We start from the raw sequence: 12,292 nt of genomic DNA on the forward strand, positions 1-12,292 counted from the left end.
CGTCCCCTCCTCTTTGATTAAACCCTTTAATTACACTAATTTCTCAACAATTCGAAGCTTTGCCGAACGCGCGCGCTTATTTTCTTCTATCTCTTCTTCTGAAGGTAAAATAGGTTTTCTTGTAATAACTTTCATTTTAGGTTTAAATTCTTCTGGAATAATCGGCAGTCCATGCGGAAGCTGCGGAACCGTACTTGCATTTTTAAACGCAACTTTACAAATTCGGTCTTCAAGTGAGTGGAAGGTAATAACACTTACACGTCCACCTTTTTTGATCACATCCATAGCCTGTTCAATTGCATCTTCAAATACTTGAAGCTCATCATTTACAGCAATTCGAATAGCCTGGAAAATTCGTTTTGCCGGATGTCCACCCGTTCGTCTAGCTGGCGCTGGAATACCATCTTTAATAAGGTCAACCAGCTCTAGTGTTGTTTCAATTGGCTTAGACTCTCGATATGCTTCAATTTTGCGGGCAATTTGTTTCGAAAACTTTTCTTCTCCGTATTGGAAAAAGATTTTCACAAGTTTTTCATAAGGCCATTCATTTACTACGTTGTACGCAGAAAACATTGAGTTTTGATCCATGCGCATATCAAGCGGGGCATCATGATGAAAGCTGAACCCTCGCTCTGGTGTATCCAACTGAGGAGACGAGACTCCGAGGTCAAACAATACTCCGTCTACTTCTTCAATTCCATGTTTCATTAGCTGCTCTTTTAAATAGCGAAAATTACTTTTGATTAGAATAACTCTGTCTAGATACGGGGCCAATTTCTCTTTTGCATTTGCAAGAGCCACATCGTCTTGATCAAACGCAATTAATTTCCCTTTTTCTGATAGCTGTTTTACGATATATTCACTATGACCTGCTCCGCCAAGCGTGCAGTCGACATATACTCCATCCGGCTTAATATTTAAGCCTTCCGCTGCTTCTTTAAGCAAAACAGTTGTGTGATTAAACATTATGACACCTACTTCTTTCTAAACTACTTAGTTATGTATACAAAAAGCAAAAAACGGTGTTTTTCTTTGATATATATACACGTTTATATTATATATCAAAGTTCAACATTATTTCAGCTATTTATATAAGAATTAAGTAGAATTTTGTCTTTTTGTCACAAATAGTGTCATTTTGTTAAAAGTAGGACATATTCGTAGAATAAAATGTAAGGAATATAAGGTTTTTTGCACAATTAGAAATAAATACCTTATAAGGATTCAATTAGTTGACATTCACCTTGTAGACTTTTTCTCTTTTCCAAAATAAAAATCCTGCTTTTCAGCAGGATTTTATTAGACATAACAGACTTTTAACTGGTGATTTAATTCGACTTCAGCACTTAGTAAATCTGACACAAATTGCATACCATAACCGTTTAAATAATACATAATATTCCACATTCGTTCTTGTGGAGCATTGTAAGGACGAAGAGCAAGTTCAATTTGAGCATATTTTGAATGCTTCACATCGTGCTTAATTAGCTGTTTGGATTCGACAATCTTTTGAATGGTTTCAAACTGCTTTTGAATAATCCCTCGATTTTTAAGCATGACTTCATCAAATGTTTTGTCTTCTTTTTGAATATTTTCACGAAGAGTTTTATGAATTTTTTCGAAATCTTCTTTCGCTTTTTCAAAATACATTTCGTATGGGTTGTGAACTTCCGTCTTAAGCCAGTGCTCCCTCTCTGCATCTACGCCTTCGTTCACTACGTTCGAAAGGTCTAACTGAAGTTCATCCATATACTTCTCGATATGCCTTTCTACGATTGCATAGGATAACCTAGGGACCACGGGAGGCATTTTAAAGCTAAATAAAGAAAATGCTTTTTCAAGCTCTGCCCAATACGCTACTTCCCCGGGACCTGCAATAAACGCAAGGGTAGGAAGTAAGTACTCCTGCATAAGGGGTCTAGTCACAACGTTGTTACTAAGAAGCTCAGGCGTTTGTTTAGCAATTTGAACCAGCTCTTCTTTAGACAGCACGAGTTCATTTTGCTTTCCAACAAACTGCTCTTGTTCTGCATCTCTTTCTAAAAGTACTCTGTTTTCGTTGTGTGAATAAAAGAGATGAGCCGTTTCTTCTCCCACTTCAATCATTCGTCCATATTGTTTTTGAATCTCTGTTTGCTGTTCCATAACGGCTGACGATAATCTGTCATTTTGTTCAATTAACGTCACAAAGAAAGAAGATTCAATGCTGCGCACTTCTTTAGAAGCTGCATCCATTAAAATAAGACCTGACTCTGCGAACATTGTGGTAACCAAATGAGCAAAGAAATCGACATAGGTACGTGATTTATCTAACGCCTCTAAAACAAAGTGTAATACCTGGTTTGTATGCGCCGTTTCGTTAAACGTTTGAAATACATCACGAACCCAGCTTCTACAGGCTTCATGGTCTAGTTCGATTTGAGAAACCATTTGCTTTTTCTTTAAAGAATGCTTTAACGTTTTCTTTAAAAGCTGGTTTTTATGCTCTGTGTATACATGGTTGATCTCAGCAAAATCATGATCTTCTCCAGCAATCCAAAATACCGGAAGCACGGGCACGTTTAAAGCTTCCTCTTGTTGTTTAGCTAGGAGCACAATTGAAATCACTTTATGAATGGTGTACAAAGGACCCGTAAGCAGCCCCGCTTGCTGACCTCCAACGACCACTACACTGTTAGGATCTTTTAGCTTTTCAATATTTTCAATCGTCTTAGAAGATGCTCCGTAGCGCTTATTAAAATCAAGCAGATACTCAGCAAGCTGTTCTCTTGGATAAGACTGCTTTTGAACATCCGCTAAACGTTTTTCATATACGTCTTTTTCGTGTATATTATAATGAAAAAAGGAAAGTGCTTGCTTTTCACCTTTTATGTAATCGTTCGTTAGTTTGTTTCCCGCCTTTAAAGAGACGTCTGTAATCTCCATGAAAGAACTTCCTTTCTTTTCCTAATACTTATATTCTCTACATATAGCTTCATTATCCATAATGTAACTGCTCACGTCTAGTAACATGCTTTACAGAGAGGAAATACGAAAAACGATTCCACCTATATTTAATACAATATGTGCAATAAGAAACAAAACGAAATTCATCCGAAAGAACCCTTTCGCAATAAGCTTCATTTCTAAGTCATGTTTGACTTTCCAATGTACAAACATCATAATCATTGCTACAACTAAAAGGACTAGCGCAATCAACCACAAAAAAGAGTGCCCGAAAATTTCCACAGCTGCATAATGCACGGACAAAATAAGAAAAACCGTAGTAATGTACGTTGCTATGTGGACAGATTTCCTTTTATTTTTCGTCAGTTTGCGTAAAAGCATGTATAGAATAAAAAAACCAACGAGCGGCAGAGTGACAAACGTCGCAAAAACTCCAGCAATAAAACTTCCCATGTTAATCACCCTTTTCTTCTTCGATTCCTTTTATTGACCCATATAAAAAGTCAACAATAGGCGTCGACGTTCTTTTTTCAGCAGCTTGTGTTTGAATATAGCCTAAAATAGCATCAATTTCTGTTTGCCGCCCCTCCTGTATATCTTTTAGCATAGAAGATTGATTTGTACTCGTGCGCGAACAAACCCCCAACGCATTTTCCCAATAATTAAAAGCTGAATCCAGTTTTAACACAGCGGCAATCTCTTCAAACAATAGACGCATCGTTTTATAAAAGTAGCTGTTATGAATCAGCTGCCCATTTTTTACCCGATACAGCGCCGTAAGAGGATTGATGAGCGCATTTACAACTAATTTCTTCACCAGCATCGCATACCAATCTGTTTCAATCACCCAAGGAAAATTCATAATTGGCAAGATAGACTCCATTTCTCCTCTGTACGAAGCAATACGGGTTGTTCCTATTCCTGTATGATGGACGCTATCCATATTTGTACGCATTGCCCCGTGTTCAACTGTACCCAAATAGAGAGTGCGCTGCGGGAGATTTTTGAGAATTTCAATATGGCTCATACCGTTTTGGATAAACAAAAGGGGAGTATGTATAGTAAGGGTTTTGATAAAAGGAATAATCTCTTTTAAATGATACTGTTTTACAGTAATAATGATTAAATCTGCTTCTTTTATGTTTCGTTCCAGAGGGATAGCACTGACTTTTTTAGTGTGATGTTCCCCTTGTCTATGTAAAGTAATTCCATTTTCGTTAATACACTTTGCTTGAGTTTTTGTTTTCGTATACAAGGTTACATCATAACAATCTGATAAATACGCGCTAAACAACAGACCTAATGATCCGCCTCCAATAATACCTATAGTTTTCATCGTATTTTTTGTTCCTCTTTCTATTATTGAGTTTCATTTTAGCAAAAAAATGCTTTGAATTAAATGCATTCTTAAAATTTTACCTATTCATATAGCCCGTGTGATTAAAAATCACCGGGCTTATTGTAAATTATTTAGAGTGATCCCGTTTTTTTCTATTATACGGGATACACCGGATGTTTACGACGGCTAAAGGTCACATTCTTTGTTTCATATAATCGAAAGCGGTCAATTAAAGTTCGACGCAGTTCGTTAGCAGGAACGATGTCGTCAATAATAAGTTCAGAAGCCAGCGTATAGATATCGATGTGTTCTTTATACTCCTGCTGTTTCTGTTTAACAAACATAAACCGCTCCTTCGGATCTTCAATTTCATTAATTTTATTAGAATAGACGGCATTTACTGCCGCTTCAGGACCCATTACGGCAATTTGAGCAGTAGGCAATGCAAGGCAGCAATCCGGTTCAAAAGCTGGACCAGCCATAGCGTAAAGCCCTGCGCCATAAGCTTTACGCATGACTACGGAAATTTTAGGAACTGTAGCTGAACTCATCGCTGCAATCAATTTTGCTCCATGTCTAATGATGCCTGCTCTTTCTACTTTGGTTCCAATCATAAATCCAGGTACATCCGCTAAAAATAGCAAAGGAATATGGAAGGCATCGCACAGTTGAATAAATTTTGCGCCTTTATCTGCTGAATCTACAAACAGCACTCCTCCTTTGACCTTCGGCTGATTCGCAATAATCCCTACTACTTTTCCATCTATTCGTGCAAGCCCTGTTACCAATTCGGCGGCAAACAGTTTTTTCACTTCAAAGAAGCTCCCTTCGTCAATAAGGGTATCAATTGCTTCATAGATATCAAATGGTACATTTTGATTCTCCGGAATTAGTTCTACTAAATCCTTTGTCTGCTTAGGCTCTTTAGCTTTTTGTACTTTAGGCTTCTCTTGATAGTTTTGTGGAAAGTAGGTTAAATAAGATTTGGCATACGAAATAGCTTCTTCTTCAGAATAAGCTAACACATCTCCACATCCGCTAACGCTGCAGTGCATATGTGCTCCTCCCATTTCCTCTAGCGTAACCTTTTCTCCAATAACAGCTTCGGCCATACGCGGCGAACCTAAGTACATAGAAGCGTTTCCATCTACCATCACAACAATATCACAAAATGCAGGGATATAAGCCCCTCCAGCTGCTGACGGACCGAAGAGCAAACAAATTTGAGGAATGACGCCGGAAAGTTTTACTTGATTGTGAAAGATTCGTCCAGCTCCTCGGCGGTTTGGAAACATATCTAATTGATCGGTAATACGCGCTCCTGCAGAATCCACTAGGTACAGCAAAGGCACATGCAGTTTTTCTGCCACTTCTTGAATCCGAATAATTTTCTCTACTGTTCTGGCCCCCCAAGACCCTGCTTTTACAGTAGAATCATTAGCCATTACACAAACCGTTTCACCGTTTACTTTTCCAACTGCAGTTACAACACCGTCTGCCGGCAACCCTTCGGCTTTATTATTTGCAAACATGCCGTCTTCTTCATATTTCCCGTCATCGAATAAAAGGGCTAAACGATCTCTTACAAAAAGCTTCTGTTGTTTTGCAAGTTTCTCTTTGTACTTCTCCGCGTTGCCACGCTCTACTTTTTGACGATTTTCATCATATTTTTTCTGAGATTCACCTGTATGTATCATGATATCTCTCCTTTATGAGTTATGAAATAGTCACCAAAACGTCGCCTTCGTTCACAAAATCACCCACGGCTATATGGACAGTCTCTGCAATACCAGCTTGATCGCTTTCAATAGGAATTTCCATTTTCATAGATTCTAATACAACAACAACTTCTCCTTTAGCTACACTTGCACCTTGCTGAACAAACACATTAAATACCATGCCTGCCATTGTCGCTTTGATTTCACTCATTGTGGTGCTCCTCCTTTATTTAATACGGTTGATAATAACGATGTGTTATAGGTGCCTTTTTCATATAATTCTTCATTTAACAACTGCTTAAATAGAGGAATATTCGTTTTGATTCCCTCTATGACAGCTTCTGTAAAATATGATTTAGCTAGTTCAATTGCATTTGAACGCGTACGACCAGTAATAATAACTTTTGCAATCATTGGATCATAAAAAGGTGTAACCGCATTCATATCACTGTAGCCGCTGTCTACGCGTGCATAGGTTCGCTCGGGCAAGTGATAACCCGTAATTTTTCCCGGAGCCGGTAAGAAAGTAAACGGATCTTCTGCATAAATTCGAAATTCAATGGCGTAGTTATTTGCTGCTATTTCTTCTTGCACACGTGGAAGCTTTTCACCGCGCGCAGCTAAGATCTGCCACTTAACTAAATCGACCCCTGCAATTTGTTCGGTGATCGGATGCTCAACTTGCAGCCGCGTGTTCATTTCAAGAAAATAAAAATTTTCGTCTTCATCCACAATAAACTCCACCGTACCTGCATTATAATATCCGATTGCTTTAGCCGCTTGAACGGCTTGGTTTTGCATGGCTTGTCGCGTACTTTCTTTTAAAGAAAGCGCAGGGGCTTCTTCAATCACTTTTTGATTTCTTCTTTGTACGGAACAATCGCGTTCAAAAAGATGAACGACATTACCATGCTGATCTCCAAACACCTGTACTTCGATATGTTTTGCGTTTGTGATAAGCTTTTCAATAAACATTCCTTCTTGACCAAAATATGCTTTTGCTCTTGCTTTGGTTGAGGTATACACTTGTTTTACTGCTTCTTCGTTATCGCAGCGCACCATCCCAATTCCTCCGCCACCTCCGCTTGCTTTTAACATAACGGGATATCCAATTAGACTCGCTACTTTGCAAGCCTCTTCAACTGACGTCACATCGCCTTCGCTGCCGGGGACAACAGGTACACCCGCTTCTTTCATCGCGGCACGAGCAGCAATTTTGTCGCCCATCATCGAAATGATTTCGGGAGAAGGACCGATAAAACAAAAACCTTCATCAATCGCTCTTTTAGCAAATGCACTATTTTCCGATAAAAATCCATATCCAGGATGAATGGCATCTACTTTTTCTTCATGACTAATTCGCAGCAATTCTTCTACATTCAAATATGACTTTTGCACAGGAGGCTCTCCAATCCGACGTGCTTTTGTAGCTGCTTGAACATAAGGAAGCTCTGCATCTGCATCGGAATAGACAGCCACCGTTTCAATGCCCATTTGTTTGCATGTATGAATAATACGAAGAGCAATTTCTCCTCGATTTGCAATCAGTATTTTTTTCACCTTTCTCTCCCCTTTCCTCAAATTTCTACTTCCCCCCATATAATTCTACAATAATTTTAAAACTCCTCTACAATTTTTGAAAACGCTTTCTATTGGAATCTCCCTTTCCTTTTGCTTCCTTTCTAAAAAGTGATGCTTATAGTAATGTATTCTTTGTATTTAACTGAAAGAATTCATTTTTCCTTATGCGCATTGAATATTCGTTCACCAATCATGAAAACAGAATATTTTGTATTTTTGTTATATAATATTAGATGAACGAACCAAGCCAGTTCGTTCGTCTAGCAAGGAGACATAACAAGGGGGATATGGGATGAATTACGAAGTAAAGCATTTAAAAATTAATTTTAAAACGCTAGAAGAGTTCAAGAAATTCAAAGAATATGGCATTCAAGAACTTTCAATGCTAGAAGAATTACATGCCAAGATTTCCGATAATGAAATAAATTCTCCGTTTTACGGCATTTATTTTGGAAATAGCTTAGTGGCTCGGATGAGTCTCTATAAGCGAAACAAACAGTACGATCAATATTTCGAGCCGCCTCAAACGTATATTGAAGTGTGGAAACTCGAAGTGCTCAGCGATTTTCAGCGCAAAGGATTGGGTCAAACGCTCGTTGAATACGCCAAATCCTTTCAATTACCTATCAAAACAAGCCCACGAGTAAAATCGAGTGATTTTTGGTCAAAAATGGGGTTCGTACCTGTAACGTATGATATCGATCGTGATTTGGGAGAAAACCCTCTTATTTGGCTACCAAACGGTGTAAGCGAACAAAAATAAACAGCTGATTTCCAGCTGTTTATTTTATATCTATGTGGTATATATGATCAACATGAAGTAGGGAGCATTCAAACTGTCGCTTTACTTTTGAACTTTTTCTAAATTTAAATTTTTATCCACTTGAAATTTCACTTTTCTACTTTTTTCATCCTCTTTTAATACAACCATTTTACGAGCCCTCTCCATAATTTCAATAAGAGCTTTATAGTCATCTTCCACAATTAACAAGTTGTTTTGCAAAGCTTTTTTTTCTTTTTCCAAAATCGTTACTTTCTCTTGTAAACGTTCAATCTTTTGCTGCAGTTCTTCATTAGCTTCGAGAAGCTCTGACGAGTGTCTTTGCCCTTGATCTACATTTTCTAAATATTTAATTACCTCATTAAGCGAAATATGTTTCTCTGCTTCCATATATGATAAGCGTGCAGGCTGCTCGTCATCTTTTGAAACAGTTCTTGCTTTTAATTCTTTTCTCTGTTTTTTCGCAAGATCAATACCAGTCTTGTATTGTTTGCGCACAAAAGAATTCCAGCGGAAGCCACAAGCTGCTGATGTTCGTGTAAGTTTCTTCCCCACTTCTTCAAATGCAGCTAGCTGAGTGCCACCTTCACGTATATGACGCAGTACAATTTCTGCGAGTAATAAATCTTCATCATGAGTCCATGCATCTTGACGAGAAGAAGTCATTTTTCTATCCCTCCTTATCCGTACTTATTAAATGAATATGCACCTACTAGATAAGATAGACTATTGTTCCTCTTCTCAATCAAGAAAATCTTTCATATACTTTGAAGCAAAATGGGAAACCCGTGATTCTTTCATCTTTCGCTTATTAACTATATTGCTATGGAAATGCAGTTCATAACTATGTTTTTTTAACGATGACCTTTTGAACCGCTTCTTCATACTCAGGCGACTCCCACAATATCGAGCAGCGATGAATTTCTTGTTCCATCCGATTCCAAACCCGGCTTTGCTCCCATTTCTCAATAGCGATTTCTTTGTAAACTTGCAATACCTGGGTCGGTTTATGAGTGATAGGCGCTAACCACTCCTCACACCTCATAGTTAGCTCTTTAAACGACGTGACATAGGAAAGAAATCCAACTTGCTTTGCTCGTTCTACTCCATACAACTGAGCACTGTAGATCATTTCCATCGCTTCTTGATAACGCAGCTTTTCAAGAAGAATGGTTCCTCCTCCCCAGCCTGTTGTAATTCCTAAATCCCCTTGAATAAAGCCCATTTCGCTATGTGTTGCACTTATACGGAAGTCACATGCAATCGCAAGCTCACATCCTCCCCCAACCGATGTTCCATTCAAAAGGGCAACTGTTGGTTTTGGGAGTGTTAAAATCTCATAAAGAATTTTCCCCATTTTCGTTAACATTTGAGACGCCTCTTTCGAAGTCTTTAGCTCATGAAATACGCTTAAATCTCCTCCACTGCAAAATGCATCTGAACCAGCGCCTGTAATTACAAAAGCTTTTACTAACTGATCATGTTTCACATAATCTACAGCTTGCTGCAGTTCATTCATAACATCATAATCAATAGCATTACGCTTTTCAGGACGATTAATCACAAACGTAGCAATGCCTTGGCTTGTAGTAAACAGCTCGCTTTTTTTCATGCTTTTTCCTCCTTATAGACAAGGTATGAATCCTTTTACAACAGTAATTGTTTATTTAAAAAGAGTTCTTGTTCTATAAGAAAAATCCTTCTCTTCAAAAGGGCAGAGAAGGAAAAAAGGCAAAAAAATAAAAGACCCTTTAAGAGGGTCTTTTATTTAAATAAGCAATTATTTGCTTACTACGTCATTTCCTTTGTAAGTACCACAAGCTTTACATACGCGGTGTGATAGTTTCATTTCACCACAATTTGGGCACTCTACCATACCAGGAACTTGTAATTTAAAGTGCGTACGACGCGTTCTTTTCTTCATTTTAGATGTTCTTCTAAAAGGTACAGCCATTATTCCCACCTCCTTAAAAGAATTTTAAAATCATATGAAGGCCCGAAAGCCGGATCTTCGCATTTTTATTTCTTTTTGTCTTTAAAGAAATTTTCGAGTACGGCTAAGCGGGGATCTACTTTTTCCTGCTGTTCTTCTTCGGTAACAACTTCCCAATCTTTTCCTGACTGTGGAGCTGCTCCTGCCGCTTGCTGATTTTCACTAAATACCTGTAGAGGAATTTCAACAATAATTAACTCTTGAATCAAAGGTTGTAAATCAACCGTTTCTCCCTCTACAATGCGTACTTCAGCATCTTCTTCATAATCAGCATTCACATTCAATAAAAACGTTTCAGTTGCGTTAATTTCAAACGGATACGGAACGTCAACTAATGTACGAGCACAAGGCAACGTCATTTTTCCTGAAATTTTAAGGTGAAACGTTACTTTCGAAGAGCTAATGTCGGCTCTTCCTTTCACGTTTACATCTGACATTCTACGAATTTGAGGATCAGCATTCATAAACTCTTTGCCGTCAATCACTTCGTCAAATGTTAGACCTTTATTTTGCAACTGATACAATTGATGTATTGTCCATTTCATTGTTAATCACCTCAAGGCAACAAAGGTTATTATAGCTTTCACAAGATTATTTGTCAATATTTTTTCTTTACACTATAATGTACTTAAATATGCTTTTTTGTAAAAATTTCTTACTTTCATAAAAAAATGTTTTTAAAACAAAGAGCTAGACTAAAAATAATAAATTAAAAGGAGACATTATGCAAGCAGTTGGAATAATTGTCGAATATAATCCTTTTCATAACGGACACGCTTATCATTTGCAGCAAGCGAAACAACAAACCGGAGCAGATTGTGTGATTGCTGTGATGAGCGGGCACTTTTTGCAGCGCGGAGAGCCTGCTCTTGTATCGAAATGGTCCCGCACAAGAATGGCTTTAGCCGCTGGTGCAGACTTAGTCGTTGAATTACCCTATGCTTTTTCTACTCAAAAAGCTGAAACATTCGCAAGCGGCGCTATTTCTATTTTAGAATCCCTTCACGCTGACTTTGTATGCTTTGGCAGCGAAAATGGCAATATTGACTCATTTACCCGCACCGCTGATTTGCTCGAAGCTCATGAATCAGAACTATCCGCTTTAATTCAACAAGAGATGAAAAAAGGAAACAGTTATCCAAAAGCAGCTTCCAATGCTTTCTTACAGCTTTTCACGGAGGCTCCTATTGATCTATCTCAGCCAAATAATGTGCTTGGAATAAGCTATGTAGCTGCCATTAAAAAACAGCATGCATCTATTAAACCATATACAATCACTCGAATTCAATCACATTATCACGATGATTCCCTGTCTTCCTCTTTTATTTCAAGCGCTACAAGCATACGTAAAGCTATTTTTGACAGCAGCAGCCATGAGGACCTGAGCAAGCACATGCCAGTTAGTACGGCAAATGAATTAACAGCTTACAAGCAAGCACACGGACAGTTTCATCATTGGGAGCATTATTTCCCATTTTTGAAATACAAATTATTAACTACTCCGCTTTATGACTTACAGCGTATTTATGAAATAGAAGAAGGTATTGAACATCGGCTCCTATCTTATATTTCTTCATCTACTTCATTTGAAGATTTTTTAACAAATGTTAAAACGAAGCGATATACGAGAACTCGTTTACAGCGCATGTGCGTTCACCTTTTAACCAATACGACAAAAAGTGAGATGCAACAAGCTGATCCTTACATTCGCTTATTGGGAATGTCAAAGACAGGACAAGGCTATTTAAAAACAATTAAGAAAAAGCTGTCCCTTCCTATTGTATCCACTGTATCACAATGTAAACTAAAAGAAATTGATACCGATATTAAAGCGACACATGTTTATAGTATGCCGTTTCAAGAGCCTCTGCGCTCTCAGTTTATGAAACAAGAATATACGCGGCCCCCTATCATTTGGCCATAAAAAAATCGTC

13 protein-coding genes are annotated in these 12,292 nt (G+C 38.0%); 2 read left to right on the top strand and 11 right to left on the bottom strand.

All coding sequences use genetic code 11. The features are described 5' to 3' along the window. Window positions 1–30: 30 nt before the first annotated feature. The 7 genes from rsmH to Q5794_RS21925 form a co-directional block, all read right to left on the bottom strand. The gene (rsmH, locus tag Q5794_RS21895; protein ID WP_013058966.1) at window positions 31–966 is read right to left on the bottom strand and encodes a 16S rRNA (cytosine(1402)-N(4))-methyltransferase RsmH; all 936 of its coding nucleotides are present in this window, start codon (window positions 964–966) and stop codon (window positions 31–33) included. 333 nt (window positions 967–1,299) lie between these two features. Next, window positions 1,300–2,925, bottom strand: coding sequence for a bacillithiol biosynthesis cysteine-adding enzyme BshC (bshC, locus tag Q5794_RS21900; RefSeq protein ID WP_214984386.1), 1,626 nt, complete (start codon window positions 2,923–2,925; stop codon window positions 1,300–1,302). A gap of 90 nt (window positions 2,926–3,015) precedes the next feature. Next, window positions 3,016–3,399, bottom strand: a complete 384-nt coding sequence (locus Q5794_RS21905) for a DUF3397 domain-containing protein (protein WP_192996193.1) — start codon at window positions 3,397–3,399, stop codon at window positions 3,016–3,018. Between the two features lies 1 nt (window position 3,400). Further along, a complete protein-coding gene (locus Q5794_RS21910; RefSeq protein WP_192996191.1) occupies window positions 3,401–4,282 on the bottom strand; it encodes a 2-dehydropantoate 2-reductase in 882 nt (293 codons plus the stop codon). Window positions 4,283–4,440: 158 nt separating this feature from the next. Further along, entirely contained in the window at window positions 4,441–5,982 is a 1,542-nt protein-coding gene (locus Q5794_RS21915) for an acyl-CoA carboxylase subunit beta (protein ID WP_214984385.1), read from the bottom strand. Window positions 5,983–6,001: 19 nt separating this feature from the next. Continuing rightward, window positions 6,002–6,214, bottom strand: a complete 213-nt coding sequence (locus Q5794_RS21920) for a biotin/lipoyl-containing protein (RefSeq protein ID WP_013058971.1) — start codon at window positions 6,212–6,214, stop codon at window positions 6,002–6,004. Then, window positions 6,211–7,563 (bottom strand): acetyl/propionyl/methylcrotonyl-CoA carboxylase subunit alpha, encoded by a 1,353-nt coding sequence (locus Q5794_RS21925; RefSeq protein ID WP_374988426.1) that lies wholly within the window; start codon window positions 7,561–7,563, stop codon window positions 6,211–6,213. The genes Q5794_RS21920 and Q5794_RS21925 overlap by 4 nt, the downstream gene beginning before the upstream one ends. Before the next feature lie 313 nt (window positions 7,564–7,876). Here Q5794_RS21925 and Q5794_RS21930 point away from each other — a divergent pair, with 313 nt between their 5' ends. Continuing rightward, window positions 7,877–8,347, top strand: coding sequence for an N-acetyltransferase (locus Q5794_RS21930; RefSeq protein ID WP_013058973.1), 471 nt, complete (start codon window positions 7,877–7,879; stop codon window positions 8,345–8,347). Window positions 8,348–8,428: 81 nt separating this feature from the next. Here Q5794_RS21930 and Q5794_RS21935 read toward each other — a convergent pair whose 3' ends face one another. From Q5794_RS21935 to Q5794_RS21950, 4 genes are all read right to left on the bottom strand, one after another. Beyond that, window positions 8,429–9,031 carry an RsfA family transcriptional regulator gene (locus Q5794_RS21935; protein ID WP_013058974.1) on the bottom strand — a complete coding sequence of 201 codons (603 nt, stop codon included), beginning with the start codon at window positions 9,029–9,031 and terminating at the stop codon, window positions 8,429–8,431. Between the two features lie 178 nt (window positions 9,032–9,209). Then, entirely contained in the window at window positions 9,210–9,977 is a 768-nt protein-coding gene (locus Q5794_RS21940) for an enoyl-CoA hydratase/isomerase family protein (protein WP_374988427.1), read from the bottom strand. 168 nt (window positions 9,978–10,145) lie between these two features. Continuing rightward, window positions 10,146–10,319 carry a 50S ribosomal protein L32 gene (gene rpmF, locus Q5794_RS21945; RefSeq protein ID WP_013058976.1) on the bottom strand — a complete coding sequence of 58 codons (174 nt, stop codon included), beginning with the start codon at window positions 10,317–10,319 and terminating at the stop codon, window positions 10,146–10,148. A 65-nt stretch (window positions 10,320–10,384) separates the two neighbouring features. Then, window positions 10,385–10,903: a DUF177 domain-containing protein gene (locus tag Q5794_RS21950; RefSeq protein ID WP_214984383.1), complete on the bottom strand. Its 519-nt coding sequence runs from the start codon at window positions 10,901–10,903 to the stop codon at window positions 10,385–10,387. 179 nt (window positions 10,904–11,082) lie between these two features. Between Q5794_RS21950 and Q5794_RS21955 the strand changes: the two genes are divergently transcribed. Further along, the gene (locus tag Q5794_RS21955; protein WP_192996183.1) at window positions 11,083–12,282 is read left to right on the top strand and encodes a nucleotidyltransferase; all 1,200 of its coding nucleotides are present in this window, start codon (window positions 11,083–11,085) and stop codon (window positions 12,280–12,282) included. Window positions 12,283–12,292: the final 10 nt, after the last annotated feature.

Origin of the sequence: Priestia megaterium (assembly GCF_041941685.1) — a bacterium.
GTDB classification, from domain to species: Bacteria; Bacillota; Bacilli; order Bacillales; family Bacillaceae_H; genus Priestia; species Priestia megaterium_C.